The organism is Pantoea nemavictus (genome assembly GCF_037479095.1).
Taxonomy (GTDB): domain Bacteria; phylum Pseudomonadota; class Gammaproteobacteria; order Enterobacterales; family Enterobacteriaceae; genus Pantoea; species Pantoea nemavictus.
In genome coordinates this window covers 1801197-1827740 of the sequence record NZ_JBBGZW010000001.1, presented here as the reverse complement: position 1 = coordinate 1827740, position 26544 = coordinate 1801197, and the positions used below count along the sequence as shown (strand labels likewise).

General features: G+C 55.7%; 24 protein-coding genes. 13 read left to right on the top strand and 11 right to left on the bottom strand.

Translation table 11 applies throughout. The features are described from left to right. Positions 1-53: 53 nt before the first annotated feature. The 4 genes from WH298_RS08365 to yfaU are packed head-to-tail and all read left to right on the top strand — an operon-like array spanning position 54 to position 4202. Positions 54-836, top strand: coding sequence for an IclR family transcriptional regulator (locus WH298_RS08365; protein WP_007889878.1), 783 nt, complete (start codon positions 54-56; stop codon positions 834-836). Between the two features lie 13 nt (positions 837-849). Beyond that, positions 850-2052, top strand: a complete 1203-nt coding sequence (rhmD, locus tag WH298_RS08360) for an L-rhamnonate dehydratase (RefSeq protein WP_180822639.1) — start codon at positions 850-852, stop codon at positions 2050-2052. A gap of 49 nt (positions 2053-2101) precedes the next feature. Next, a complete protein-coding gene (locus WH298_RS08355; protein ID WP_007889876.1) occupies positions 2102-3388 on the top strand; it encodes an MFS transporter in 1287 nt (428 codons plus the stop codon). A 13-nt stretch (positions 3389-3401) separates the two neighbouring features. Then, the gene (gene yfaU / locus WH298_RS08350; protein ID WP_180822638.1) at positions 3402-4202 is read left to right on the top strand and encodes a 2-keto-3-deoxy-L-rhamnonate aldolase; all 801 of its coding nucleotides are present in this window, start codon (positions 3402-3404) and stop codon (positions 4200-4202) included. Between the two features lie 123 nt (positions 4203-4325). On the opposite strand, the gene WH298_RS08345 is transcribed toward yfaU, so the two are convergent. Then, complete coding sequence (locus tag WH298_RS08345) at positions 4326-4817, bottom strand: helix-turn-helix domain-containing protein (RefSeq protein ID WP_049851908.1); 492 nt, start codon at positions 4815-4817, stop codon at positions 4326-4328. Positions 4818-5133: 316 nt separating this feature from the next. On the opposite strand from WH298_RS08345, the gene WH298_RS08340 reads away from it, so the two are divergent. Beyond that, the gene (locus tag WH298_RS08340) at positions 5134-6156 is read left to right on the top strand and encodes an alpha/beta fold hydrolase (RefSeq protein WP_180822637.1); all 1023 of its coding nucleotides are present in this window, start codon (positions 5134-5136) and stop codon (positions 6154-6156) included. 48 nt (positions 6157-6204) lie between these two features. Here WH298_RS08340 and WH298_RS08335 read toward each other — a convergent pair whose 3' ends face one another. From WH298_RS08335 to proP, 3 genes are all read right to left on the bottom strand, one after another. Continuing rightward, entirely contained in the window at positions 6205-7179 is a 975-nt protein-coding gene (locus WH298_RS08335; RefSeq protein ID WP_007889869.1) for a sensor domain-containing diguanylate cyclase, read from the bottom strand. A gap of 108 nt (positions 7180-7287) precedes the next feature. Next, positions 7288-8265 (bottom strand): porphobilinogen synthase, encoded by a 978-nt coding sequence (gene hemB / locus WH298_RS08330; protein ID WP_180822636.1) that lies wholly within the window; start codon positions 8263-8265, stop codon positions 7288-7290. Between the two features lie 116 nt (positions 8266-8381). Beyond that, positions 8382-9887 carry a glycine betaine/L-proline transporter ProP gene (gene proP / locus WH298_RS08325; protein WP_049851910.1) on the bottom strand — a complete coding sequence of 502 codons (1506 nt, stop codon included), beginning with the start codon at positions 9885-9887 and terminating at the stop codon, positions 8382-8384. Positions 9888-10244: 357 nt separating this feature from the next. Here proP and WH298_RS08320 point away from each other — a divergent pair, with 357 nt between their 5' ends. From WH298_RS08320 to WH298_RS08310, 3 genes are all read left to right on the top strand, one after another. Beyond that, positions 10245-11045 (top strand): hypothetical protein, encoded by an 801-nt coding sequence (locus WH298_RS08320; protein WP_180822635.1) that lies wholly within the window; start codon positions 10245-10247, stop codon positions 11043-11045. Continuing rightward, positions 11038-11508: a hypothetical protein gene (locus WH298_RS08315; RefSeq protein ID WP_049851912.1), complete on the top strand. Its 471-nt coding sequence runs from the start codon at positions 11038-11040 to the stop codon at positions 11506-11508. The genes WH298_RS08320 and WH298_RS08315 overlap by 8 nt, the downstream gene beginning before the upstream one ends. Before the next feature lie 111 nt (positions 11509-11619). Beyond that, positions 11620-12102 (top strand): hypothetical protein, encoded by a 483-nt coding sequence (locus WH298_RS08310; protein ID WP_007889861.1) that lies wholly within the window; start codon positions 11620-11622, stop codon positions 12100-12102. Here WH298_RS08310 and WH298_RS08305 read toward each other — a convergent pair. Continuing rightward, entirely contained in the window at positions 12091-13050 is a 960-nt protein-coding gene (locus WH298_RS08305; RefSeq protein ID WP_049851914.1) for a D-2-hydroxyacid dehydrogenase family protein, read from the bottom strand. The two genes, WH298_RS08310 and WH298_RS08305, sit on opposite strands and share 12 nt — an antisense overlap. Beyond that, positions 13025-14629: an EAL domain-containing protein gene (locus WH298_RS08300; protein ID WP_180822634.1), complete on the bottom strand. Its 1605-nt coding sequence runs from the start codon at positions 14627-14629 to the stop codon at positions 13025-13027. Before WH298_RS08300 ends, WH298_RS08305 begins: the two co-directional genes overlap by 26 nt. Positions 14630-14868: 239 nt before the next feature. Between WH298_RS08300 and WH298_RS08295 the strand changes: the two genes are divergently transcribed. After that, positions 14869-15633: a class II aldolase/adducin family protein gene (locus WH298_RS08295; protein ID WP_180822633.1), complete on the top strand. Its 765-nt coding sequence runs from the start codon at positions 14869-14871 to the stop codon at positions 15631-15633. 11 nt (positions 15634-15644) lie between these two features. Then, positions 15645-16595, top strand: a complete 951-nt coding sequence (locus tag WH298_RS08290; protein WP_180822632.1) for an ABC transporter substrate-binding protein — start codon at positions 15645-15647, stop codon at positions 16593-16595. A gap of 91 nt (positions 16596-16686) precedes the next feature. Here WH298_RS08290 and WH298_RS08285 read toward each other — a convergent pair whose 3' ends face one another. The 4 genes from WH298_RS08285 to WH298_RS08270 all read right to left on the bottom strand — a co-directional run bounded on the left by WH298_RS08285 (position 16687) and on the right by WH298_RS08270 (position 21255). Continuing rightward, positions 16687-17733, bottom strand: a complete 1047-nt coding sequence (locus WH298_RS08285; protein ID WP_049851918.1) for an AI-2E family transporter — start codon at positions 17731-17733, stop codon at positions 16687-16689. 192 nt (positions 17734-17925) lie between these two features. Next, on the bottom strand, positions 17926-19575 hold the full coding sequence (locus WH298_RS08280) for an ABC transporter permease (protein ID WP_180822631.1): 1650 nt from the start codon (positions 19573-19575) through the stop codon (positions 17926-17928). A gap of 2 nt (positions 19576-19577) precedes the next feature. Continuing rightward, positions 19578-20564 carry an ABC transporter substrate-binding protein gene (locus tag WH298_RS08275; protein WP_180822630.1) on the bottom strand — a complete coding sequence of 329 codons (987 nt, stop codon included), beginning with the start codon at positions 20562-20564 and terminating at the stop codon, positions 19578-19580. Further along, positions 20542-21255 (bottom strand): ABC transporter ATP-binding protein, encoded by a 714-nt coding sequence (locus tag WH298_RS08270; protein ID WP_180822629.1) that lies wholly within the window; start codon positions 21253-21255, stop codon positions 20542-20544. The genes WH298_RS08275 and WH298_RS08270 overlap by 23 nt, the downstream gene beginning before the upstream one ends. Before the next feature lie 229 nt (positions 21256-21484). On the opposite strand from WH298_RS08270, the gene WH298_RS08265 reads away from it, so the two are divergent. Beyond that, the gene (locus WH298_RS08265; RefSeq protein ID WP_180822628.1) at positions 21485-22708 is read left to right on the top strand and encodes an MFS transporter; all 1224 of its coding nucleotides are present in this window, start codon (positions 21485-21487) and stop codon (positions 22706-22708) included. 214 nt (positions 22709-22922) lie between these two features. Here the strand turns inward: WH298_RS08265 and WH298_RS08260 are convergent, their stop codons facing one another. Continuing rightward, positions 22923-23738 (bottom strand): TIM barrel protein, encoded by an 816-nt coding sequence (locus tag WH298_RS08260; RefSeq protein WP_180822627.1) that lies wholly within the window; start codon positions 23736-23738, stop codon positions 22923-22925. A gap of 423 nt (positions 23739-24161) precedes the next feature. On the opposite strand from WH298_RS08260, the gene WH298_RS08255 reads away from it, so the two are divergent. Beyond that, a complete protein-coding gene (locus WH298_RS08255) occupies positions 24162-25667 on the top strand; it encodes a CoA-acylating methylmalonate-semialdehyde dehydrogenase (protein ID WP_049851924.1) in 1506 nt (501 codons plus the stop codon). Positions 25668-25691: 24 nt separating this feature from the next. Next, complete coding sequence (iolB, locus tag WH298_RS08250) at positions 25692-26510, top strand: 5-deoxy-glucuronate isomerase (RefSeq protein WP_007892333.1); 819 nt, start codon at positions 25692-25694, stop codon at positions 26508-26510. Positions 26511-26544: the final 34 nt, after the last annotated feature.

The following is a 26544-nucleotide window of genomic DNA, read 5'->3' as shown; positions in this document are numbered from 1 at the left end:
TACCCAACTAAAACCACAACACTGCCCTCCAGATAATCAGACTGGAGTCCAGCATGTTGGAAGTCACACCTGTCCCCGCACTGACGCGCGCGATTGCTATTCTCGACTTTATTGCGCAGCACGGACCGTGCAGCGCCGCTGAGATTATAGAAACGCTCGCGCTGCCTAAAAGCAGTGCCTATCTGCTGTTCGCCGAACTGAAAAAACAGCGTCTGATCACCATCGATCGCAATAACAACTACTGCCTGTGGACGCGACTGGTGGAGTTCGCCGGTCACGCACTGCAGCACATGGACATCCGCGATATCGCGCGCCCGCGTCTTACGCGGTTAATGCAGCAAACCAACCTGTTGTGTCATCTCGGCATCCTTGATGGCGGTCATGCCTGTTACATCCTCAAACTCGAATCGGCTGCCACTATCAGCGTGCGCTCGCACGAAGGTAAAAGCCTGTCGCTGTATCGCTCCGGCATTGGTAAGTGTTTGCTTGCCTGGCAACGCCCCGAAGAGCAGGAACGCATCATCAACGACATGCGCTTTGTGGCGGTAACGCCCACGTCGCTGCGTAGCGCCGATGCCTTGCGTACTGAGCTGGCGCGCATTCGCCGTCAGGGCTGGAGCTTTGATAACGGTGAGGATTATCCCGATGTGCGCTGTGTGGCTGCCCCAATTTTTAATGCTCGCGAGCAGTTAGTCGCCGCCATTTCGCTGGTGGGTACCCGGCTGGAAATTGATGACGATAAGCGCGATTACCTTGCCGGCCTGGCGATAGCCTGCGCCCGCGATATTTCCCGTCTGCTGGGCTGGCGTAGCCCGGCGGAAAAACACGCCTCGTAACCCGGAGAAGCTCATGTCCCTACCAAAAATTAAAACTGTCCGCGCCTACTTTGCCGGTGGCGCAACGGCCGATAAAGCGGCAGCTGGCGGCGATTACCACGATCAGGGTGCTAATCACTGGATTGATGACCATGTCGCCACGCCGATGAGCAAATACAAACAGTATGAGCAGTCGCGACAATCCTTCGGCATCAACGTGCTAGGTACGCTGATTGTTGAAGTCGAAGCCGATAACGGGCAAATCGGGTTTGCCATCACCACCGGCGGTGAAATGGGCTGCTTTATCGTTGAAAAGCATCTGAATCGCTTCATCGAAGGGCGCTGCGTTAGCGATATCAAACTGATTCACGACCAGATGATGAATGCCACCATGTACTACGCCGGTTCCGGTGGCGTGGTGATGAATACTATTTCGTGCGTCGATTTGGCGCTGTGGGATCTGTTCGGCAAAGTTACCGATCTGCCGGTATACAAGCTGTTGGGCGGCGCGGTGCGTGATGAACTGCAGTTCTATGCTACCGGCGCTCGTCCGGACCTGGCGCAAAAAATGGGGTTTATCGGCGGCAAGATGGCGGTGCAGTGGGGACCGCACGATGGTGACGAAGGCATCCGTAAAGAGGTGGCGCGCATTGCCCACTATCGTGAAACCTGTGGCGCAGATTTCTGGCTGATGCTGGATTGCTGGATGAGCCAGGACGTGAATTTTGCCACCAAACTGGCACACGCCTGCGCGCCTTATAACGTCAAGTGGCTGGAAGAGTGTTTGCCGCCACAACAATTTGAAGGCTACGCCCAGCTGAAAAAGCAGGCGCCGCAGGGCATGTTAATCACCAGCGGCGAGCATCACGGCACGCTGCAATCCTTCCGCACGCTGGCAGAAACCGGCATCGATATTTTGCAACCCGATGTCGGTTGGTGCGGCGGCCTGACTACGTTGGTTGAAGTGGCCGCGCTGGCAAAATCACGCGGTCAATTGGTGGTGCCGCACGGCTCTTCGGTTTACTCGCATCATGCGGTAATCACTTTCACCAATACGCCATTCAGTGAATTCCTGATGACCAGCCCGGATTGCAGCACGCTACGCCCGCAGTTTGATCCGCTGCTCATCAATGAGCCGGTGCCAGTCAATGGCCGCATACACAAATCGGTACTGGATAAACCGGGCTTTGGCGTAGAGCTGAATCGCGAAGGTCTGAAACGTCCTTATCACCATTAACCGCGTGGGCTGCGGCTGATGGTCGCAGCCCTTTGTGAGGGCTTTCCCAATGGATAATCTGGTGCACAGCGCGGTGAAGAAAAACCGTGCCCGCCTCATTCCTTTCATGTTGATGCTCTACGTGCTGGCGTTTCTTGACCGCGCCAACATCGGCTTTGCCAAAGAGGCGTATCAACTCGATACCGGCTTAAGTAACGAGGCTTACGCGCTCGGTGCCGGGATTTTCTTTGTGGTGTACGCATTGCTCGGCGTGCCGGCCAATTTGCTGATGCGACGTTTTGGCGCACGCAGCTGGATTGGCGGCACCACGCTGCTGTGGGGATTTCTTTCGGCGGCGATGGCATTTGCCGACACCGAGGCCAAATTTCTGCTGGTACGCACACTGCTCGGTGCCGCTGAGGCGGGATTCTTTCCTGGCATGATCTATCTGACATCGCTGTGGTTCCCGCAGCAGCAGCGCGCCAGCGTAATGGGTTTGTTCTACATGGGCGCACCGCTGGCGTTGACGTTAGGCTCGCCGCTTTCGGGTGCGCTGCTGGAAATGCATGGCGTGCTGGGACATCCGGGTTGGTTCTGGATGTTCATTATTGAGGGATTATTAGCGGTAGCCGCCGGGTTTTTCACCTTCAGCTACATCGACGACACGCCGGCAACCGCGCGTTTTCTCAGCGCTGATGAGAAACAAGCGTTGCAGCGCCAGCTGGAGAGCGAGGAGCAGCAAAAGCCCACCGCACAACTGCGTGATGCGCTGCGTAACGGTCGCGTCTGGCAGCTCGCCATTATCTACATGACCATTCAGATTGCGGTATATGGCCTGATCTTCTTCCTGCCTTCGCAGGTGGCGGCGCTGATCGGCACCAAAGTCGGATTTCTCGCTTCGCTGGTGGCGGCGATTCCGTGGGTTGCCGCGCTGTTTGGCACCTGGTTGATTCCGCGTTATTCCGATCGCAGCGGCGAACGGCGTCGGGTGGCGGCGTTTACATTGCTAGCGGCGGCGCTGGGGATTGGGCTATCCGGATTGGTGTCGCCGCTGCTGGCCATCCTCGCACTTAGCGTGGCGGCGGTAGGCTTTATTGCCGTGCAGCCGGTGTTCTGGACCATGCCAACCCAGCTGCTGTCCGGCACCGCGCTGGCGGCGGGCATCGGCTTCGTCAATCTGTTTGGTGCCGTCGGTGGCTTCCTCGCCCCGCTGATTCGCGTCAATGCCGAGGCGCAGTTTAACAGCAGCAGCGCCGGGTTACTGGCGCTGGCGCTGATCGCTGCCATCGGTTCACTGATTATTCTCAGCCTGAAAGTGGAGCGTCAATTGCCACAATCTCAGCAGGCGTCGCATTAAAGAAGGAGCGGGTATGCAGGATCCATTAAAAAATGCCTTTAAAGCCGGCCTGGCCAACGGTGAAACGCAGATTGGTTTATGGCTCAGCAGCACATCGTCGTATCTGGCCGAGATTGCCGCCACCAGCGGCTACGACTGGTTATTGATTGATGGCGAACATGCACCGAATACCGTGCAGGATCTCTATCATCAGCTGCAGGCTATTGCGCCTTATCGCAGCCAGCCGGTGATTCGTCCGATAGAGTTCCAGACGGCGTTGATTAAGCAGGTGCTGGATATCGGTGCACGTACTTTGCTGGTGCCGATGATTGATACTGCCGAGCAGGCACAGGCGCTGGTACGGGCGACACGCTATCCACCTTATGGCACGCGCGGGGTAGGAGCTGGGGTAGCGCGTGCGGCGCGGTGGGGACGGGTGGAAAATTACATGGCGCGTGCCAATGACGAACTCTGTTTACTGATACAGGCCGAAAGCAAAACCGCCATTGAGAATCTGGATGCGCTGCTAGAGGTTGAGGGTGTTGACGGGATATTTATTGGCCCAGCGGATCTGTCAGCTTCATTAGGTTTTCCCGATAATGCCGATCATCCCGAGGTGCAGAAGATCATTGAACACAGTATTAAACGCATCCGCAGTGCGGGAAAAGCCGCTGGTTTTCTGGCGGTTAATCTGGCCATGGCGGAACGTGCTCTCGATTGGGGGGCAAATTTTGTCGCCGTCGGGGTAGATACCATGCTTTATACCGCCGCGCTGGATAATCGTTTAGCGCATTTTAAAAATAGCGCAATCGCGCTGAATAAAGCGAGCTATTAAATGAAAAAACGGATGGTGCGCCATCCGTTTTTCAGCGTTGATATAGCCTTTAAATTTGACATGAATAAGTCTATTAGCGTCAGAAATGAGTGCAAAGGCGTTAATAAAAGCGTGATGGATTCGTTAGCGCATCACGCAGCTGATACGTGGTAAAAATTCATTAGTGCGTACTTTAGGAGCAACAATTTCTCGCGTGCGTTCTGTAACATCAAATCCGGCCTGTCGACAAAGTACGCAGGGATCATTACTTTCGTGCAGTGCTTGTTGGGTTTCCTTATCGAGTTGCCTTTTGCGACAGAAGAGCGGCGTGCAGCCGAGTACGTGTTTAAACGATCGCGTGAAAGATTGCTGACTTTCAAAGTGGTATTTTACGGCCAGGCTAATTATCGGCGCGTTGCTGTTTTTCAAATCATTGATGCAGTGAATCAGTTTCTTTTTACGAATGTAGCGTGCCAGGGTTTCATTGTGATAGCGGGCAAAAAGTTTCTGCAAATACCATTTTGAATAGCCCGATTTTAATGCGATATCATCAATGCTTAAACGTTGATCCAAATTAGACATAATCCATTCGGTCACCGAATCAATCACCCCTTCATTATATTTTTGCTGTGTCATTGTAGTCCTCCATAAACACTTAGAGAGTGTAATTTAATTAATCTTTCCAATCTGCAATTAATGTAAAGTTTTCTGATTATTTGGCTTATTTATTATTTGTCATCAAGACTGGTCTTGTTTTCCGTGCGCAAAACCGTTTGCGTGTTGTTCTGATGTTGAATATTTATCGTAATAACGGACGTTATTATTAACTCAAATTTTTCATAGTGTTGATGGGCTAAATGTAAAATTTACATCCCTCTGCGGCACACGCCATCAATACGTAAAACGGATTAACGTGTCAGACTGAAGGTTTTCTCCGTTAAGGAAGGGCAATATGGGTTTTCGTTTTAAGACAAAACAGTCACTTGCCGTTATTCTGGCCACGGTGGCGATAGCCAGTACTGCACCTGCGTTCGCCGCCAATGTGTATGGCGAACAGCTGGAAGGCTTCCGCTATCCCTATCCACTGCAGCACTTTTCCTTCTCTTCGCAGCAGCAAACGCTGAGCATGGGCTATATGGACGTAAAGCCTGAGCAGCAGGCCAATGGAGCCACCGTAGTACTGATGCACGGCAAAAACTTCTGCGGCGCCACCTGGGACGACACCATCAAAGCGCTGAGCCAGAAAGGCTATCGTGTGATTGCGCCGGATCAGATTGGCTTCTGCAGTTCAACCAAACCGGCCAACTATCAATACACCTTCCAGCAGCTGGCGCAGAACACCCATCAACTGTTGCAGCAGCTCGGCGTCGAAAACGCCATCATCATTGGGCACTCAACCGGCGGTATGCTGGCAACGCGCTACGCGCTGATGTATCCCAAGCAAACGCAGCAGCTGGTGCTGGTGAACCCTATTGGTTTAGAGGACTGGAAAGCCAAAGGCGCACCGTGGCGCTCGGTCGATCAGTGGTATCAGCGTGAACTCAAACTGGATGCGGCGGGCATCAAGAAGTACGAGCAACAGACCTATTACAGCGGCCAGTGGAAGCCAGAATATGACAAATGGGTCGATATGCTGGCTGGTTTGAACGGCGGGCCGGGGCACAAGAAAGTGGCGTGGAACTCGGCATTAATCTACGACATGATTTTCACTCAGCCGGTCTATTACGAGTTTAAAGATTTACGCGTCCCAACTACCCTGATGATTGGCACCGCCGATACCACGGCGATTGGCAGTGATATTGCGCCACCGGAAGTGAAAGCGAAGCTGGGGCATTACAATGTTCTGGGTAAGCAGGTGGCGCAGATGATTCCCGGTGCCCGTTTAATCGAATTCCCGGGCATGGGACATGCGCCGCAAATGGAAGAGCCGCAGAAATTTAATCAGCAATTGATTGAGGCGCTGACGCGTAAATAGCGGCCAAACGCGATGATGATGAGGTCGCCACGGTTGGCGACCCGCTTGTTATACGCTCTGCTGCTTTTTGCCGTTTTTAGCGGCGTACATACGCTCATCGCTGCCTTCCAGCAGCTGCTCCAGCGATTGCGGATGGTCGGGATCAAACTCAACAATTCCCGATGAGAAGTGCAGAACGTAGCGGCGATCCAAATCCTGGGTTTGCTGCTGCAGGAACCGATCAAAGCGCGCCAGCACGCCTTCGGCATCGGCTTGCTGCAAGCCGTTAAACAGCACCACAAACTCATCACCGCCCAGGCGGGCAAAGATATCCGCATGGCGGAAGCTCACCTTCATGGCATCAGCAAAATCCATGAGCGCGCGGTCGCCTTCGCGGTGGCCGAGCGTATCATTGATGGCTTTAAAGCGATCGAGATCGAGGAAGGTCAGGCTGGCAGGTAACTGCTTCACCTGGCACTCATTCAGCGCCAGCTGGCCGAGCGTCATAAAGCCGCGGCGGTTGGTGATTTGCGTCAGCTCATCGGAGGTGGCGGTCTGAAATGCGACCAATTCCGCTTCCGCCATGGCAGCCAGATCGCGCAGGGTATGGATATCGTCAGCGTCAAACTCGCGCACATGATGGTCAATCAGACACAGCGTGCCGACTTTAGCGCCAGCGGGCGTGCGCAGCGGACAACCGGCGTAAAAACGTATCGGATTGTCGTTATCTTTCACCAGCGGGTTGTCGCAGAAACGCTCATCTTCTAAGGGATTTTCCACCACCATCACATCGTCTTGCAGAATGGCATGGCCGCAGAAGGAGGTATTGCGCGGCGCGGTGGCAGCACTCGGTCCAGCGATGGATTTGAACCACTGATGGTCCTCTTCCATTAAGCTCACGAGCGCCACCGGCACGCCAAACAGACGACGGGCAAGGCGGGTTAAACGGTCGAAACGCTCTTCTGCCGGCGTATGCAGAATGTTGAGCGCACGTAACTGGGCCAGACGATGTGACTCGTCCGCAGGCAGTGCAGGTGCTTTCATCGCGTTACTCTTATTAATTATGGAATTACGACAACACTGGTGTTTTTGCCACACAGGCAGAAAGCGCCGGGCAGCGGCTGCGATAACCACTGCCAAGCGTAACGAGGATCAGAGCATTTTTTGCTCGGCGAGATCAAGGGCAAAATAGCTGAAAATGAGATCGGCGCCGGCACGTTTAATCGCACCGAGGCTTTCCAGAACCACATTGCGTTCGTCGATGGCACCGGCCTGCGCGGCGAATTTAATCATTGCGTATTCACCGCTAACCTGGTACGCAGCCAGCGGCAGCGTGGTGCGCTCGCGGATGTCACGCAGGATATCGAGGTAGGCTCCGGCCGGTTTGACCATCAGGGAATCAGCGCCTTCCGCTTCATCAATCAGCGACTCACGAATCGCTTCGCGGCGGTTCATGGGATTCATCTGATAAGTCTTACGATCGCCTTTCAGCGCGGTACCTGCCGCTTCACGGAACGGACCGTAGAAGGAAGAAGCGAACTTGGTGGAGTACGACATGATAGCGGTATCGGTGAAGCCGGCAGCGTCCAGCGCCTGACGGATCGCTTTTACCTGACCATCCATCGCGGCAGAAGGTGCGATAAAGTCCGCACCGGCCTGCGCCGCCACCACCGCTTGCTTACCGAGGTTGATCAGCGTTTGGTCGTTATCGACGCCGTGATCGCACAGTACGCCGCAATGGCCGTGGCTGGTGTATTCGCAGAAGCAGGTATCGGACATCACGATCATTTCCGGCACGGTGTCTTTGCAAATACGCGACATACGCGCCACCAGGCCATTTTCATTCCAGGCATCGCTGCCGGTGGCGTCGGTGTGGTGCGAAATGCCGAAGGTCATCACGGAACGGATGCCTGCTTTGGCAATCCGTTCGATCTCATACGCCAGTCGTTTCTCAGGAATACGCCTCACGCCCGGCATGGCGTTAATCGGCACGTAGTCATCTACGCCCTCTTCGACGAAGATCGGCAGCGCCAGATCGTTCAGGCTCAGGTTGGATTCCTGGAACATTTCGCGCATTGACGCGCTTTTACGCAGCCTTCTTGGGCGCTGGATAAGATTAAATTCAGACATGCTCGACAACTTTTGCAGGTTAAAAAAGTGGCAATAGTTTACCCCTTTTCACGGCTGCGGATGAAGGATTGTGTGCGGAAACGAAAACTCCCGCCGGGCGGCGGGAGTGGGGAAGATTACTCGTTGATGTCCGGGTGCTGCTGCACCAGGTTTTTACGTTTCGCCTCAAGCTTGGCGATCTCACCATCAATATCTTCGATTTTCTGCTCAATGTTGTCGTGATGCTCCTGCAGGATTTCACGCGCCTCTTCCATGTCCGAGGCCGCCGGTGTTGCGCCGCGCAGCGGCTTGTTGGCGGTCTCTTTCATGTAGATACCGGTGATTAAGCCAATCACTGCCACCACCATCAGGTAGTAAGCCGGCATATACAGATTGTTGGTGGCTTCAACCAGATAGGCAGTCAGCGTTGGCGTTAAACCGGCAACCAATACCGAAATGTTGAACGCACTCGCCAGCGCACTGTAGCGGATGTGCGTCGGGAACATCGCAGGCAGCGACGAAGCCATCACACCGGTAAAGGCGTTGAGGATCACCGCCATCAGCAGCAGACCAGCAAAAATCAGGCCCAGCACGCCGCTATTGATCAACATGAAGGCCGGAATCGCGAAGATGAACAATGCGATGCTGCCGATGATAACAAACGGACGACGACCAAAGCGGTCACTCAGCATCCCCATTACCGGCTGTACAAACAGCATACCCATCATGATGGCGATAATAATCAGCACACCGTGATCTTCCGAGTAGTGCAGGTTATGCGACAGGTAGCTCGGCATGTAGGTTAGCAACATGTAGTAGGTCACGTTGGTGGCGATCACCAGACCGATACAGGCCAGCAGGCTTTTCCAGTGTTTAGTCGCAATCTCTTTGAACGAGACTTTCGGTCCATCGCGCAGACCTTCGCGGTCACCCTGTTCCAGCTTCTCAACGTGCTGCTGGAACGCCGGGGTCTCTTCCAGCGCATGACGCAGATACAGACCGATAATACCCAGCGGCAGCGCGAGGAAGAACGGCAGACGCCAGCCCCATTCGAGGAACTTCTCTTCACCAATGATGGTGGAAATCAGGACCACGACGCCCGCACCCAGCACGAAGCCGGCAATGGAGCCGAAATCAAGCCAGCTGCCCATAAAGCCGCGCTTACGGTCTGGCGAGTATTCGGCGACGAAGATTGAGGCGCCGGTGTATTCACCGCCGACCGAGAAGCCCTGCGCCATTTTCGCCAACAGCAGCAGCACCGGTGCCCAGATGCCAATCGAGGCATAAGAGGGTATCAGGCCGATACAGAAGGTACTGATCGACATGATGACAATGGTAATGGAGAGGATTTTTTGACGACCGTATTTGTCGCCCAGCATACCGAAGAACAGGCCGCCCAGCGGACGGATCAGGAATGGCACCGAGAAAGTTGCCAGTGCGGCAATCATCTGAATACCTGGCGTTACGTCCGGGAAAAACACTTTACCCAGCGCATACGCTACAAAGCCATAAACACCAAAATCAAACCACTCCATCGCGTTGCCCAGCGAAGCCGCGGTAATGGCTTTACGTAAACGGGAGTCGTCGATAATTGTGACATCATCAATCCCGATAGGTTTTACACGCTTCCTACGTAGTTTCATGCAGTTACCCTGTATTGGAATTCGAAAAATCCTCAACGCTGCGGACTCAAAGAATGCTAACAGTCCGCGGCGTTGAGAAAATTAAAGCATAGCCGTGAAATAACGATTTTCCCTGGCCTGCCTGGCAATTATTAGGGGGGTAATGATTGCCAACCGCGACAGAGTATACCGATTTTGTGTGATATTTGTCATGTTTCCGCCATTAACTGTCTATTTTTTAGCTAATGCTGTGGCTTATAGCGTGTTTAAACGCGTCAAAAAATCCAGCTAAATCTCGTAGTAATTTGCGGTAAGCGTGCGCCAAACGCTGAAACTACTTATACTTGCGCCAATTGCTTTTTGGAAATCAGGATCCGCATGGCGCGCTTTGTTTTGTTTGCCAAAAGTCTGTGTTTTGATGCCAAACAACAGGTGTTATATCCGCTGAATTCTCCCGCCCAGCGCGTGGCGCTGACGCCTTTGCAAAGCGCCATGTTGCATCGTGTGGTTAACGCGCAGGGGAAGCTGGTGCGCAATCAGGCGCTGCATGTGCTGTTCCAGCGTGAAACCTCGGATGCTCCCTTTGCCGAGCGGCTTACCGTTGCCATCACTGAGATCAATCGTCTGGCGCAGCTGGCAGATGCTCCGGGTCCGTTGATTCATCATGTGCCGTTAATCGGCTGCGTGCTGGCGGAGCAGGTGGATGTTGTGCCTGTCGATGACGATGCGCCTTCTCTTCCGGCCGCAGAAACAACGCCAGTGGCGTCGCCCGAACCGTTGACGAAACCGCCGCTAGTAAAGAAAAAATCCTGGCGACTGCGCGGCGTGCTGGCGGCGGCGCTGCTGCTCAATGCAGGCCTGGCATTGATGGCACGCCAGGAGTTTGTGCCAACCGACCATGAAGGTACGCGCTACAAATCTTATGGGCAGGAGCAGCAGACGCAGGTGTTTATTACCGAAAGCCTCTCCGCAGATTCGTACGTGGTGAAAGATGCACTCACCCGGTTCCGTGCCTTAAAACCTCATTTGCCCGATGGCTCCGTCCCGCAGTTGTTGTATATCAACCGCTCGCGCACCCGCGTATTTACCAGCGCCTTCCTCTGCGCTAAACCAATGTCGCAAAAGAATAACGAATGCATGTCGTGGATGGTTTTTTTCCAGGAGTTACCGGATGCGTAAATCTTTGCTGGGCAGCGCTATTTTTGTCGCCTTTATCTTGCCGTGGGCGCTGGTATTGCTCATTCGTCCCGCTGAGCCGGTGCCAGAATGGTGTGAGTTTCCTTACCGCATTGATAATGAAGGAAAGCCAGCAGGAACGATTGAGGCGACTTCACGTAATCGTTATAAAGCCGATGGCAGCGGCAGTGCCATGCTGCTTGGCACGGTAACTTCAAGCGATAGCCACTATCGGCTGCACCGCATCTCCAGCGGCACATGGCATCGCCAGGGGGATTTCATGCGGGTCTATACGCAAAAAGTCCAGGTCATGGGCGACGATACCTTACCTGCGGCCCTCGCACCCATCATCCTTTTCACCTCGGCCCGTGAAGCAAATAATGATTTTTATCAGATGTATCAACTGCCGAATGGTGACCAAATAATCAATTATGCTGGTATGCCGCGGCTTTATTGCCATACCTGATTGTTGCGCAAATAAATAAGAAAAACTTACCATTAAGCGAGGCGGTAACCACTGCTTGCCAGCTCTAAAACATTCAGTAATACTCTGCCGCCTTGCTTTGGTGGAGTGTTCATGTCGAGGAAAAACGCCCAGCTTTTTGAGAATCCCTGGCTGTCAATGATTGACAGTGTAGAAAGGAATCTTATCAATCTTGTGCCTGCGGCACCGCGTACGGCTGCCGTTCCTGCTGCCTCGATCGAATGGATAAACTGTGGTGAGCGTGCGGATGCGCAGCTAGCATTACTGGCGCAACAACCGGATGAGCTGTTGCTGCGCCTGAAAAGCTGGCGCCAGGCGGGATTACTCTCCAGTCAGGCGCTGGAAAGCGTGCGCCAGCTACAACGGCTGACGCAAACCAGCATCGCACGCAACCAACCCATCACGCAGCTTGATGAATATCAACAGCTGGTAGGGCAATTAACGCCCACGCTGGAACGCATCAACCAACGTCTTAACGCGCAGCGCGATCTGCCGGCCAGCGCACTGGCGGAAGACAGCCTTGAAGTGGCACTACGCATTGCCGAAAAACGTCGCGCGGGCCGCTCAGAGCAGTGAGCGCAGCGGCGCACCCGTTAACCATCCCTGAATATCCTCCACCGCCTGAGTAAAGTAGCTGTGATAGTTACTGTCGGCAACATAGCCGAGATGCGGCGTGGCCAGCACGTTAGGTAGCTGGCGCAATGGATGATCCGCGGGCAGCGGCTCCTGTTCAAACACATCTAATCCCGCACCGGCCAACTGTCCGGATTGCAGTGCGGCGATCATCGCGGCTTGATCGACAATACCCGCGCGTGAGGTGTTAATCAGCAGCGCGTCCGGCTTCATCTGCGCCAGCGCAGCTTCGTCCAGCAAATGGCGCGTACGATCGCTGAGCACCAGATGGATCGACACCACATCACTTGTATTCAGCAGTGCAGTCAGCGACGGCATGCGTTCCACGCCGCACTCTGCCGCGCGTTGCGCGGTTAAATTTTGGCTCCATGCGCATACCTGCATGCCAAACGCCTGCGCCACTTTGGCCATTTCGCCGCCAATTTTACCCAAGCCGAGTAAGCCCAGCGTTTTGCCATGCAGGCTCATCCCTAAGGTGTGCTGCCATGGCCCGTTGCTGCGCAGCGCCTGGTTCTCCGGCACGATGTGACGCGCCAGTCCAAGCAGCAATCCCCAGCTGAGCTCCATCGGCGCAGCGCTGCTACTGGCGGTGCCGCATACCGCGATATAGCGTTCGGCGCAGGCATCCAAATCAATTGAAGCGTTGCGCATGCCGGAGGTGACCACCATTTTCAGATCAGGTAGGCGGCCAATGAGCTCGGCGCTGAGCGGCGTGCGCTCACGCATCACCACCAAAATGTCAGCATGGGCGATTTTCTTAACCAGTTCATCCTGGTCGGCGTAATGTTCAGTGAGGGAAGTGGTGTGAACCAGCGGTTCGAGAGACGCCCAATCGGCAAGCGTTAGGGCGACGTTCTGATAATCATCAAGAATGATGCAGTTCAGGTTCATGATGTTCCTCAACGAGAATCGGCTGGTGCCCATGCTCATTGAGCCAGGCACGTAGCCGGTCATTATCCAATGGACGGGCATAATAGAAGCCCTGAATAAATATCACACCACGCCGGCGTAAGTACTCAAATTGTGTCGCGGTTTCGACGCCTTCACCGAGCACATCCAGCTCCAGCTTGTGGCACAGATTAATAATGGCATCCAGCACCGGCGTCTCAATCTCGAGACCTTCGATGGCGTTGATAAAGCCGCGATCGATCTTCAGGTAATCCAGCGGGAACTTCATCAGATACGTTAAGGAACAGTGGCCGGTACCGAAATCATCGATCGCCACTTTCATGCCCTGCGCGCGCAAATGGCGCAGTTTCTCGGCCACCATTTCGCCATCTTCAATCAGGCTACGTTCGGTCAGCTCTAGCGTAATAGACATCTGTTTATCTTTAATGCGCGCCGCAAATAGCTCGATATCTGCCACAAAATCAGCATGCTGCAGGTGTTCCGCTGCCAGGTTCAGCCCGATATGAAAACCAGGTTTTACCTGCCAGCTCTGAATATCTTCGGCCATCAGCTCCAGCAAATGCTGCGTCAACGGCACAATCATTCCTTCAGTTTCGGCAGCGCTGATAAAGATATCAGGGCGAATCATCTCACCGTTCGGCAGTTGCCAGCGCAGCAGAGCTTCTGCACCGGAACAGGCCTGTAACTTATTGCTGTAAACCGGTTGATAGTGCACTGAAAACTGGCGGGCACGGATGGCGCGGGCAATCTCATCGTGCCAGGAGATGCGGCGACGCAGCCAGTTAGCGGTGAGGATCATCAGCAGAATCGAGAAAATTGCCGCCATAGGCAGGAAGATGAACAGCGCCTGACGCCAGGCTTTGAGCAATTCGGAGGCGGGCGCCGTAACAGTAACGCTAATTGGATAGCGGCTGGATTCGGTCTGGAAGGTCTCGCTTTGCAGATACAGCTCAGGCGTGTTGTCGTTTGGTCCGCTGCTGATCACCGTGCCGCCGCTAAACTGCAGGCTCATTTGATAATCGCGCGATTCGCCAATCGCGTGCATAAAGTCCAGCAGATATTGGCCATCAATCACCGCCCAAAAACCGGTGGTATCCGGCAGCTGACGAACAAAGACTACCGCCGGACGATTGGGCACGCCCACCGTGCCGCGCACCGAGATGCTCCACCAGGCTTTGCCGGTAATCGGCGGCGGCTGCATCATCATTTCGGTCAGCGTGCCGGGCGCCAGGCCGAAGGCGGAAGAGCAGCTGATATCATCGCCTTTCAGCATGCCAATCGAGCGAAAATAGGGATTGAGGGTGCCGGCGCGCTGCAATTTGTCCTCAATCTGCGCACAGGATTGGTAATGATACTGGCGCAATTCGGTAATCATATCCCACGCAGTGTCGCTCATCTTTTCGGCCTGGGTGAGCAACGCATTGGCGGTGGAAATCTGCTGCTGGCTGACGGTATGGCGTGCTTCGATGGCGGTACAAAGGATGCCGAGCACCAGCGGTAATAATCCGGCGCAGATAATTAATAGCCAGCCAAAATCGCGATTTCGTTTTTGCGGAGGCACCAGGCATTCCTCGGTCGGTTAAAGCAGTTGAAAGCAGGCAAACAGCGGCGTCAGCAGCATACCACTTTCATCGGGCGCTGCATGTTAGCGATTTAAGAATTAACCGATCTGATATAGGTCAATTATCAACCTCACTTTGCGTTTAATGACAATGTTTTGCCGTTATTGGCATTTCCCAGCGGCAAAATCGCTATGCCACGATGTTAGGCAAGCATATTGACCTGAAATGAGGAACGGAAATGAGCACTGAAACACTGGATGTCGCGTCATTACGGCAGCGTATCAGCGAAGGCGAATGGCAGGCGCGCGTGAAGCTGGCTCAGGCCTATCATCTGGCGGCGAAACTGCGCTGGACCGATCATATCTACACCCATTTTTCCCTGCGCGTGCCGGGCGATAAGCCGCACTTTCTCATCAATGCTTTTGGCCAAACCTTCGATGAAATTCAGGCGGAAACGCTGGTGAAGATCGACATCGACGGCAACATTATTGACGACCCAACCGGGCTGGGAATTAACCTTGCTGGATTTGTGATTCACAGCGCGATTCATCGCGCGCGTCCCGATGCGCATGCGGTGCTGCATACGCACACGGCCGCAGGCATTGGCGTTTCGGCGCAGAAAAATGGCCTGCTGATGATTTCGCAGCACAGCACCCGTTTTCATAATCGCCTTGGTTATCATGATTATGAAGGCATCGCGCTGGATCTTGATGAGCAGCAGCGCATCGTCGCCGATCTCGGCGATCGCAATGCGCTGATTCTGCGTAATCACGGTTTGCTGACCAGCGGCGGCAGTATCGAAGAGGCGTTCTACAACCTCTATTATCTTGAGCGTGCCTGCCAGGCCCAGTTGGCGGCGCAATCTGGCGGCGCGCAGCTGATCATCCTGCCGGATGCGGTCGCCGAGAAAGCCGCCCAGGCGTTTGATAACAGCATCCGTAATCACAAATATCAGCTGCACTGGGATGCTTACATCCGCCAGCTCAACCGCAACGCACTCTGAGAGCTGACCTGATGAAATGGATGAAACCGGTGGTTGCTACGCTATTGCTGTGCGCGGCGTTTGGCAGCCAGGCCGCGCCTGATTTGAGTAAGGTCACGCTGGTGCTGGGCGATCAGGCGCGCAATCTGCGCTCGCTGATCGAAGCGGCGGATGTGATGAAAGATGCGCCCTATCAATATCGCTGGGCGAACTTCCAGGGCGCTGCACCGCTGTTTGAAGCGCAGCGTGCCGGCGCGGTTGATACCTCCTATGCCGGAGATTTGCCGGTATTGATGGCCGCATCGGGCGGCGTGCCGCTCAAAATCATCGCCACCAATGTCGGCGATGGTGGTTCGAATGGCTTGATCGTCCCCGCCGATTCGCCGATCCACAGCGTGAAGGATCTGGCGGGCAAGCAGGTGGTGGTGTCATCGGCGCGCGGTAGTATCTCGCAGCACTTGTTGTATGAAGCGCTGGAAGAGGCACAGGTGCCGCGCGATACGGTGCCGGTGCGCTTTGTGTTGCCAACCGACGCCAGCGCAGCGTTCAATTCTGGGCAGATTGCTGCGTGGGCGACCTTCGATCCTTATCTGGGCATTGCTGAGCAGCACGGTGCGCGCCTGTTGCGTGACGGCAAAGGGCTCACCACCGCGCTGTCGTTTGTTACCGCGACGCAAAGCTCGCTTGACGATCCTGGCAAGCGGGCGGCGATTGCCGATTTTACGCATCGTTTGGCCAAAGCGCGCGCATGGGCGCTGGCCCATCCGCAGCAGTATAACGCGGTGTATGCGCAGCTAACGCGGCTGCAACCGGCGGATGCGCAGCAGATTACCGCGCGAATTTCACACGGCGTGCGCGGCGTAACGGCGGATGATGTAGCGAAAGTGCAGAAGGTATCGGATCTGTTCAGCGAGTTGAAAATCTTACCAAACAAAGTCGATGTCCAGGCGATTACTGATAACAGCGTGTTCCAAACGCACTGATCGAAAACCGCGCGATAAATCGCGCCGCTACGGAACCTGTGCAACCATTTGTAGCGGCGCAATTTATTGCGCGATGTGTTGTAAAAAGGCGTTATCGCGCCCGTTTACCCGGCCGCCCATTACCCAGCATAATCGCTAACCGGCTACCGCCCGGCGTGGTCTCCATCAAAATCTTGGTCACGCTGGTGAGCGGCACCGACAGCAACATGCCAACCGGGCCCAGCAGCCAACCCCAGAAAATCAACGACAGAAACACCACCAACGTTGAGAGTCCCAGCCCGCGCCCCATCAGTCGCGGCTCGAGCATATTGCCAAACACCATATGAATTGCACTGAACAGCGCGGCCACCAGCATGGCGTCATAAATGTTGTTCAGCACCAGCGCCTGAATAAACGGTGGAATGCCGGCGATGATCGGCCCGATGTTAGGGATAAAGTTGAGGATGAACGCCACCACGCCCCAGAACAGCGCAAACTTCACGCCGAGCAGCAGCAGCGACAGCCAAACGGCCACGCCGGTAATCAAGCTCACCAGGGTTTTCAGGGCCAGGTAGTGCGTCACCCCTTTTAGCGCGCGGTGTAAACCGGCAATACGGATCTGCGGATTGACCATCGCGTTACGCATTTTGTAGGGCAGATGGCGCACTTCAAACAGCATAAACACCACCGTCAGAATCAGCAGCAGCACGTTGGTCATCGCGCCTGATAGCTGCGTTAATATGGTGGTGGCCATATTCATTACGACGTTGGGATCGAGGCGTGCCGCCAGCGCATCGGTAGAGATGTTGATGTGAAAACGTCCGGCGAAGTGCTGAACCACAGCGAGCTTCTGTTCCAGCATGGTACGAATTTGCGGATAGGTATCGCTGAAATCACTCGCCGAGCTGGCGAGCACCGCGACCAGCAGCAGTAACACAATGAAAATCACTGTGATCACCAGCGTAATCGCCAGGCTGCGCTTGACGCCGCGGCGCATCAACATCGTCACCAGCGGATTCAACACAATCGCCAGGAAGCTGGCTAATAAGAAGGGCACCAGGATGTCCGAGGCGGCGCGAATGCCCGCCAGAATAATCACCAGCATCGCCAGTTTTACCAGGATGTTCTGGCCAATTTTTTCCTGTAGCAGGTTATTCATTCTCTCTCCTGAGACATATTTTGCTCAGGCAAGTGTAGCTGATTAAAATTAACTCTCTGTATTTTAAGATAAAGAGAAAGCATCCATTTCGTAACATTCGTAGCGGCGCAATTTATTGCGCATTACTTAGTTGGGCGTGGTGCCTGCATTGATGTGCGCGATAAATCGCGCCGCTACGGTATCTGCAGCTATTCATTTTCCCTGACGCCTCAGCAATGCGGTGGCCGCTAACATCAAACTCAAACTGGCGAGCAGCGTTAAGGTCGCCATCGCCATGCCTTGCCCCACAGAGCCCTGCTCGAACTGGCGCCAGATAAAGATCGCCACGGTTTGTGTACCGGCCGGTGCCAGCAGCAGCGAGGTCACCAGCTCGCGTGAGGCCACCGCGAACACCATCATCATTGCCGCCAGCAGGCTGGGTGCCACCAGCGGCAGCACAATCAGGCGCAGCGCCTGCAGGCGTGAGGCGCCATGCACGCGCGCGGCCGGTTCCAGCGTCGGGGCCAGCTGGCGCAATGCGCTGCTGACATAGCGCACCGGCCACGGCAGCAGCAAACAGCTGTACGATAACAGCAGAATAAACATCGTGTTATAGGGCGAAACTGGCCAGAAACCGCGATTCCACAGCAGAATCAACCCCACGCCAACCACCACACCGGGCATCGCGGCAGGCAGCAACGCCAGTCCATCCATCATCGCCAGCATGCGGGTTTTACCTTCCGATACGCGCCAGGCGATGAGAAACCCGAGCGCGCCGGTCAGCAACGCCGCGCCGAGCGCCAGTCCGATGCTGGTGGAGAAGGCGGCCAGCGCATCGCCTTGTTGGCTAAACAGTGCGCTAAAGTGGCGCAGCGTCAGGTTATTGAGCCGTAATCCGCCGGAGAGAGTATTTAGCAGGCCGCTCATCGTCATAGCACCCAGCGGCAGCACCACCGCCAGCAGCAGCGTGAGCACAAACGGCAGCAGCAGCAATATCTGCCAGCGACCGGCATGCGCCAGTTCCTGATTCACCGGTTTGCCGCTCACCGCCGTCACATCGCTGCTGCCGGTCAGTTTGCGCTGCAGCAACCACGCCGCGAGCGCTACCACACTCAGCATCAGCGACAATGACGCCGCGCCGGGCAGATCGATAGGCCAATCGGCGAGTTTGGTTTCAATGCCAACGGTCATCAGCGTCAGCTTCGCCTGCGCGCCGAGCGCGGCGGGCACGCCGTACTCCTCAATCGCCAGGGTGAACGCCAGCAGCACGCCGCCCGCCAGCGCCGGTAACGTCAGCGGCAGCGTGATATGCCAGAAGCTGCGCCACGCCGATGCGCCGTGCACGCGCGCCACCCAGGCGAGGCGCTGTCCGCTCGCCAGCAGCGAACGTGACACCGCGAAATAGACCACCGGGAAGATGTTCAGGGTCATCACCAGAATCATACCGCTGCTGCTAAACAGCAGGCTGGCGAAATGAATACCGGTAAGTTGTTCAATGTAGCCGTTGCGTTGCAGCGCCAGCGTCCATGACAGCGCCACAATATAGGGCGGCGTGAGGAAGGGGATCAGGAACAGCAGATCCCACAGCGCCGCGCCCGGCAGGCGGAACAGGCCGCGCAGTGCGCCGAGCGGTAAGCCCAGCAGTAAACTGCACAGCGCCACGCCGCCGCCAATTTTCAGCGTGCCCAGCCACATGGAGAGCAGCTGCGGATCGTCCAGCAGCGCCGGTAAGGTACTCAGGGCGCCATGCCAGCTGCCTTCACTGAAGTGTGGAAACAGCGCCTGCAGCACGATAAACAGCAGCGGGAGCGCCACCAGCAGCAGTAGCGCTAGCAGCATCAATCCGTTCAAGGCACGGGACATTGTTATTGCCCGAACAGCGCGCCGAAGCGCTTCAGGACTGCCGAGCGCTCGCTGCTGCCGTCCTGCTGGGTCGGTAATAGCTTAATCTCGGTAATCAGCGGACGCTGGGCTTTGATATCGGTACGCGCTGGCATTAGCCAGGCTTTCGCCACCTGTTGCTGGCCCTCATCCGACAGCACGTAATCAACGAAGGCTTTGGCATCTGCGGCGTGCTGGCTGCTTTTCAGAATCATCATCGGACGCGGTGCCACCACGGTGCCGTTCTCCGGGAAGATCACCTTCACGCTCTCGCCCTGCGCAATGTTGTTATAGGCGACGTAATCGACCGCGCCAAACACCGCCGCCTTGGCGCCTTGCAGCACCGGCGTTACCGCCTGCGCATTCGGACCGCTCATGACCATGCCGTTAGCTTTCAACTGGTCAAACAGCTGCCAGGCTTTTTCGCCTTCGCTATTTTGCAGGCCAATCAGCAGATCGAGTGACGCACCTGACAGCGCCGGATCCGGCGTGGTGACCTTGTCTTTGAAGGCGGGTGCGGTGAGATCCTGCCAGGTTTTCGGCTCTGGCGTGTTGCTTTGCGTATTCCACACGATGCCCAGCGCGGAGATGCCCTGCGCCACGTAGTGGGCGGTTTTGAACTGAGCCGGTACGTTCGCCGCGTTGGCGCTGTGGAACGGCAGCAGCCAACCGCGCTGTTGCAGATCTTCGGCGGTATCCCACGAGGCTGAGATCAGCACATCGGCCTGCGGATTGGCCTGCTCGGCTTCCAGGCGCGCCATCACTTTACCGGTGGTAGCCTGGAAGATATTCACTTTGATGCCGGTTTGCTTTTCAAACCCGGCGGCGAGGCTTTTTGACAGCGATCCCGGACCGGCGGTATACACCGTTAACGCCTGGGCATCGTTCATCATCATGGCGGAAGTCAAAATCATCGCGCTGATGGCTCCTTTCTGGCTAATGGCTCGTTTAACTGACTTGAGAGATGGCATTGCGGTCCCCTGAGAGGTGAGTAACGGAAACAATCTGGCCCTGCGCCAGGTGAATGATACGGTCCGCGAGGGTGTTGGCTTCCTCGCGATCGTGCGTAACGTAAACGGCGGTGATGCCCGCCGTGCGCAGCAGATCGGCCATGGTGTGAACCAGCGTTTCACGCAGGTCGCGGTCAAGGTTGGAAAGGGGTTCGTCGAACAGCAGAATCGCCGGTTTCGCGACCAACGCGCGCGCCAGCGCCACGCGCTGCTGCTGGCCGCCGGAGAGCAGCGCCGGTTTACGATCGCCAAAATCAGCAAGGCCAACCTGCGCCAGGGCGGCATCGGCCTGTTGATGTGCGGCGGCTTTTTTTATGCCGCGCATGCGCAGCGGGAAGGCGACGTTCTGTGCCACCGACATATGCGGCCACAGCGCGTAATCCTGGAACACCATGCCAAGGTTACGCTTCTCTGGCGCGTCACAGTGGCGCGCCGACGCCACGCAGCGTTCACCGATCCACAGCTCGCCTTCTGTCGGTTGCAGTAAGCCTGCCAGCAGTTTCAGCAGCGTGCTTTTGCCACAGCCGCTCGGGCCAAGTAGCGCCAGGATTTCGCCGGCGGGAATCGTCAGGGAGAGATCGTGCAGAATAGTCAGGTTACCCACCGACCATCTGAGATTTTTCAGTTCAATAGGCAGCGCCGCATGCATCATCGGCCACCTCCGGCAAGAGAGTAGGCGATACGCACGCGCGCCTGAGGTGAAATCAGGAGCGTCATCAGATTGTTATCCTCTTTGGGATTTGATAGGGGGCGAGTCTACGAGCGCGATATGACGAAATGATGACCGTAAAACTGGGCATTTCACTGATGCGCTGTACGCCAAATGACGTATAGTTATCCTTCTGTTATAAAAATTCCGTCACCCACGAGCGCAATCACTCATGCCTGACCTGCCCGCCACCGCACCTGAAAATGGCCGTTTCCGCCTCAATTTACTGATCCTGTCCATCGTGAAGTTCAACTTTGCCAGCTATCTCACCATCGGCTTGCCGCTGGCGGTGCTGCCGGGTTTTGTCCATGACGGGCTGGGTTACAACGCTTTCTGGGCCGGATTAGTGATCAGCCTGCAATACATCGCCACGCTGCTGAGTCGTCCGCACGCAGGGCGCTTCGCCGATCTGTGGGGACCGAAAAAAGTGGTGGTGCTGGGGCTGGTGGGCTGCTTGCTGAGCGGCATCTGTATTCTGCTATCAGCGCTGAGTGAAGGGCAGGGCGTGCTGAGTCTGGTGTTGCTGTGTCTGGGCCGCGTAATTCTGGGCGTAGGGCAGAGCTTCTCCGGCACCGGCACTTCGCTGTGGGGCGTGGCGCGCGTCGGTTCGCTGCATATCGGTCGGGTGATTTCGTGGAACGGCATTGTCACTTATGGCGCGATGGCGATCGGCGCGCCGCTCGGCGTGGTGATTTTCCGCAGCGGCGGTTTGCTGCTGCTCTCCAGCATTATCATCGCCATTTGTCTGCTGGCGATTGCGCTGGCGCTGCCGCGTGCGCCGGTAAAAGGCAGCAAAGCCAAGCCGCTGCCGTTCCGGGACGTGCTGAGCAAGGTGTACGGTTTTGGCCTGATTCTGGCGATGGGTTCTGCCGGTTTTGGTGTCATCGCCACCTTTATCACGCTGTTCTATCAGGATAAAGGTTGGGATGGTGCCGCCTTCGCGCTGACCATGTTCAGCGCCGCGTTCGTTGGCACGCGCCTGCTGTTTCCCAATGCCATTAATAAGCTGGGCGGGTTGCGCGTGGCGAGTATCTGCTTTGCGGTGGAGGCGATTGGCCTGTTTCTGGTGGCCGGTTCGTTCGATCCGTGGATGGCGAAGATGGGCGCCTTCCTCACCGGCGCGGGTTTCTCGCTGGTGTTCCCGGCGATTGGCGTGGTGGCGGTGAAAGTGGTGCCACAGCAGAATCAGGGCAGCGCGCTCGCCACCTATACCGCGTTTATGGATTTATCCCTCGGCATCACCGGGCCAATCGCCGGTTTCATCATGAGTTATGCCGGCGTGTCGCTGGTCTATTTCCTCACCGCGCTGCTGGTGTGTTTAGCGCTGTTCTGCACGCTGCGCATGATCAAAAGAATGCCGGAAACCGCCGCAGCAGAGATTAAAGAGAGTGCGTAAATTTTCTATATAACTCAGGCATACCCTAAATAGTTTACGTCAGAGCAAGGCGGCAAGCGTGAGAATCCCCAGGAGCTTACGCCCGTAAGTGACTGGGGTGAGCACGCGTAGCCAACGCAGCTATGGCTTAAAATATGACGGGTATGAAAAAAAGGGCCTCCGACCGAGGCCTAACACTAGCAAAAGTGTCTAAAAGACACAGATAAGGGTTCTTTCAGGCTTGCAGCAATTCGATGCTGTGGCGAATCTGGCGCTCAATCTCTGCGGTGTTCCACGTCTCCAGTTCCGACGAAAACGGCTCAAACGCGTAGATCCCTTTGTAGCCGAGTATCTCCAGACGTTTCACCTGCGCCACGCTGTTAAGTACGTCGTGGTCACTGAGCATGATGCGTTCTTCATCGGTCAACTGCGCCGTTGGGCGGGTGTCTTCCACGCCGGAAAGATGCACCAGGCCAATGTAATTAATATCAATCTCCTGCGGGAACTCGTTTTCGGCGTTCTCATACAGGTGATGATGGAAGGTATCGAGCAGCACGTTGAACGGGACGTTTGCCTGCTGAATCAGCTTTTGCGTCTGCACCGCCGAGCGCAGTGAACTCACTGGGAAACCCAGCGGTTCCACCAATCCCTGAATGCCATACTTCTCAAAGCGCGGTGCGAGGACCTGCAGCGCTTCCAGCGTCTGCTCGGGCGTAACCTCAACGCCTTCATTGAGCGGACACATCACCAGCGCCTGCGCACCAATGGCGTGCGCTTCTTCAAGCAGCGCATCGGCTTTGGCCAGCAGTGTGTCATCGGCACGATTGAACGGGTAAAGCGCGTTAATCGTCACGATCTCAATATGATACTTATCCGTCAGCGCCCGCAGCTCGGCTACGCTGAGATCATCGGTTACCTTGCCGCTCGGCATATCATTACGCAGTTCAACCTTGCTTAATCCTAAGCGTTGCACCAGCTGAAAGAAGGCTTCCAGCGACAGCTGAGGCGCGATTTTACGGTTAATACAGAAACGGGTTGGATCGATGGCCATTTGCGGCTCCTGTAAAGGGTACGGATAAGGTGCTGCAAAGAGAACATTTATTTCATAATTGTTGAATTATGAAATGTCAGATATTGGATCTGCCTCGCAAAAATTTCATATTTCGTTTCGCGTTACATGTGGATGCAGGATTTCAGACACAATTTCTCTGCTCACAACGGCTTAGCGACGGTGTGATTTGGTAAGGGCTTATCGCCCGCAGGGAAGCGCTACAGGCTGATTTTTACCTGGCTGTCAGCGTACAGGGAAAAAATGCGATCCATGCCGCTAAAAGGAAATTTTCCAAAAAGAAGTATTTGAAAAATTTATTTCATTGCTATAGCTTCATAGCACGCTTTAAGTATTGCCTGCACACGCAGCGTTGCGGTTTGAACCGGCTGTCTGCAGGGAACTTCACATCTAAGAGGCAACGACATGACTATCGTAGGAAACTTTATCGGCGGCAAAATTACCCACAGCGCCAGCAATGAAACCATTCCCGTGTACGATCCCGCGACTGGCAAAGTTGTGCGCGAACTGACGCAGAGTACCTCTGCTGAAGTGGAGAAGGCGATTGAAGTCGCTCACGCTGCGTTCCCGGAATGGTCGAAAACCGCTCCGTTACGTCGTGCCCGTGTGATGTTCAACTTTAAAGCCCTGATGGAAAAGCATCGCGAAGAGCTGGCAGCGCTGATTGTTTCTGAGCACGGTAAAGTGTGGTCGGATGCGCTGGGTGAACTGACGCGCGGTATTGAAGTGATTGAATTTGCTTGCGGTATTCCGCATCTGATTAAAGGTGAAAACTCACCAAGCGTGGGCACCGGCGTAGATAGCTACTCGCTGATGCAGCCGGTCGGCGTGGTGGCGGGCATCACGCCATTCAACTTCCCGGCGATGGTGCCACTGTGGATGTTCCCGATCGCGCTGGCGTGCGGCAACACCTTTATCCTCAAGCCACCGGCGCTGGATCCGTCAGCCTCGGTGCGCATGGCCGAACTGCTGAAAGAAGCGGGCCTGCCAGATGGCGTATTCAACGTGGTGCATTCGTCTAATGAAGATGCCGAGCAGTTGTACAAAGATCCGCGCATCGCGGCAGTCAGCTTCGTCGGTTCTTCCGGTGTGGCTGAGCACATCTACAAAACCGCCAGCGCCCACGGCAAACGTGTGCAGGCATTCGGCGCGGCGAAAAACCACGCTATCGTGATGCCAGATGCCGACCTCGATGCCACCGTGAACGCAATTATGGGCGGCGCGTTTGGTTCTGCCGGTGAACGCTGCATGGCGCTGCCGGTGGTGGTTGCGGTCGGCGACGACACGGCCGACAAACTGATTGCCCGTTTAACGCCGCTGATCAAAGCGCTGCGCGTCGGTCCTGGTATTCAGAAAGGTGCCGAAGAAAATGAAATGGGACCGGTGGTGTCTGCTGCGCACCAGAAGAAAGTGCTGGGCTACATCGACAAAGGCGAGCAGGAAGGCGCGAAGCTGGTGGTTGATGGTCGCGGCATCCAGGTGGCCGGCCATGCCGAAGGTTACTACGTGGGCGGCACGCTGTTCGACAACGTGACGTCAGAGATGACCATCTGGCGCGAAGAGATCTTCGGACCGGTGCTGAGCATCATGCGTTCCACTGATTTCGACAGCGCACTGCAACTGGTTAACAGCCACGAATTCGGTAACGGCAGCGCCATCTTCACCAGCAACGGCCACACCGCGCGTGAATTCGTGCAGAACGTCGAAGCTGGCATGGTTGGCGTGAACGTACCGGTTCCGGTGCCAATGGCGTTCCACAGCTTCGGCGGTTGGAAGCGTTCGGTGTTTGGTGCGTTGAACGTGCACGGTCCAGACGGCGTGCGTTTCTACACCCGCATGAAAACCGCTACCGTGCGTTGGCCGAGCGGTCAGCAAACCGTATCTGAGTTCAGCATGCCGACGCTGGGCTAATTTCGCTCAACAAGGAGGAACAGGATGTCTCTGATTTCGAAAGCGCAAAAACCCGACAGCAACGGTCGTATTCAGCACGTCACGCCTGAGAGCGCGGGCTGGGAATATGTTGGCTTTGATGCCTATCTGCTGAAAAAAGGGCAGAGCCTGAAACTGAGCAGCGGCGACAAAGAGTTGTGTCTGGTGCTGGTGGCGGGCTTTGCGTCGGTGAAAACCCGCCACGCCGAGTTCCCGAATCTCGGTAAGCGTCTCTCGCCGTTTGAACGCACTCCGCCTTACTCGGTGTATGTGCCGCATAACGATGACGTTGAAGTGTATGCGGATAGCGATCTGGAGCTGGCAGTGTGTAATGCGCCGAGCAGCGGCAACCTGCCGGCGCGCCTGATTGCGCCGGAAGATGTTGGCGTTGAGCAGCGTGGCAAAGGCCGCAACCAGCGTCTGGTGCACAACATTCTGCCGGATGACAAAGAGGCCGACAGCCTGCTGGTGGTGGAAGTGTATACCGACGAAGGCGCGACCAGTTCATATCCAAGCCACAAGCACGACCAGAAAAACAGCCCTGACGAAACCTATCTGGAAGAGACGTACTATCACCGTTTCGATCCTGAGCCAGGCTTCGCCATGCAGCGCGTTTATACCGACGATCGTTCGCTCGACGAGTGCATGGCGCCGTACAATCGCGATGTGGTGACGGTGCCGCGTGGTTATCATCCGGTGGCCACCATTGCCGGTTACGATAACTACTATCTGAACGTGATGGCGGGTCCAAAACGCTTGTGGAAATTTACCTGGGAGCAGGATCACGCTTGGGTGAACAGCGATAAGTATCCGCGCAGCAAGTAAGCCGCACTAATGCAAAAGGGCAGCCATGTGGCTG

Excerpts from the sequence above, each read along its gene's own strand:
- WH298_RS08365 (WP_007889878.1), top strand. The coding sequence starts at position 54 with ATGTTGGAAGTCACACCTGTCCCCGCACTGACGCGCGCGATTGCTATT.
- rhmD (WP_180822639.1), top strand. The coding sequence starts at position 850 with ATGTCCCTACCAAAAATTAAAACTGTCCGCGCCTACTTTGCCGGTGGC.
- WH298_RS08355 (WP_007889876.1), top strand. The coding sequence starts at position 2,102 with ATGGATAATCTGGTGCACAGCGCGGTGAAGAAAAACCGTGCCCGCCTC.
- yfaU (WP_180822638.1), top strand. The coding sequence starts at position 3,402 with ATGCAGGATCCATTAAAAAATGCCTTTAAAGCCGGCCTGGCCAACGGT.
- WH298_RS08345 (WP_049851908.1), bottom strand. The coding sequence starts at position 4,817 with ATGACACAGCAAAAATATAATGAAGGGGTGATTGATTCGGTGACCGAA.
- WH298_RS08340 (WP_180822637.1), top strand. The coding sequence starts at position 5,134 with ATGGGTTTTCGTTTTAAGACAAAACAGTCACTTGCCGTTATTCTGGCC.
- WH298_RS08335 (WP_007889869.1), bottom strand. The coding sequence starts at position 7,179 with ATGAAAGCACCTGCACTGCCTGCGGACGAGTCACATCGTCTGGCCCAG.
- hemB (WP_180822636.1), bottom strand. The coding sequence starts at position 8,265 with ATGTCTGAATTTAATCTTATCCAGCGCCCAAGAAGGCTGCGTAAAAGC.
- proP (WP_049851910.1), bottom strand. The coding sequence starts at position 9,887 with ATGAAACTACGTAGGAAGCGTGTAAAACCTATCGGGATTGATGATGTC.
- WH298_RS08320 (WP_180822635.1), top strand. The coding sequence starts at position 10,245 with ATGGCGCGCTTTGTTTTGTTTGCCAAAAGTCTGTGTTTTGATGCCAAA.
- WH298_RS08315 (WP_049851912.1), top strand. The coding sequence starts at position 11,038 with ATGCGTAAATCTTTGCTGGGCAGCGCTATTTTTGTCGCCTTTATCTTG.
- WH298_RS08310 (WP_007889861.1), top strand. The coding sequence starts at position 11,620 with ATGTCGAGGAAAAACGCCCAGCTTTTTGAGAATCCCTGGCTGTCAATG.
- WH298_RS08305 (WP_049851914.1), bottom strand. The coding sequence starts at position 13,050 with ATGAACCTGAACTGCATCATTCTTGATGATTATCAGAACGTCGCCCTA.
- WH298_RS08295 (WP_180822633.1), top strand. The coding sequence starts at position 14,869 with ATGAGCACTGAAACACTGGATGTCGCGTCATTACGGCAGCGTATCAGC.
- WH298_RS08290 (WP_180822632.1), top strand. The coding sequence starts at position 15,645 with ATGAAATGGATGAAACCGGTGGTTGCTACGCTATTGCTGTGCGCGGCG.
- WH298_RS08285 (WP_049851918.1), bottom strand. The coding sequence starts at position 17,733 with ATGAATAACCTGCTACAGGAAAAAATTGGCCAGAACATCCTGGTAAAA.
- WH298_RS08280 (WP_180822631.1), bottom strand. The coding sequence starts at position 19,575 with ATGTCCCGTGCCTTGAACGGATTGATGCTGCTAGCGCTACTGCTGCTG.
- WH298_RS08275 (WP_180822630.1), bottom strand. The coding sequence starts at position 20,564 with ATGCCATCTCTCAAGTCAGTTAAACGAGCCATTAGCCAGAAAGGAGCC.
- WH298_RS08270 (WP_180822629.1), bottom strand. The coding sequence starts at position 21,255 with ATGATGCATGCGGCGCTGCCTATTGAACTGAAAAATCTCAGATGGTCG.
- WH298_RS08265 (WP_180822628.1), top strand. The coding sequence starts at position 21,485 with ATGCCTGACCTGCCCGCCACCGCACCTGAAAATGGCCGTTTCCGCCTC.
- WH298_RS08260 (WP_180822627.1), bottom strand. The coding sequence starts at position 23,738 with ATGGCCATCGATCCAACCCGTTTCTGTATTAACCGTAAAATCGCGCCT.
- WH298_RS08255 (WP_049851924.1), top strand. The coding sequence starts at position 24,162 with ATGACTATCGTAGGAAACTTTATCGGCGGCAAAATTACCCACAGCGCC.
- iolB (WP_007892333.1), top strand. The coding sequence starts at position 25,692 with ATGTCTCTGATTTCGAAAGCGCAAAAACCCGACAGCAACGGTCGTATT.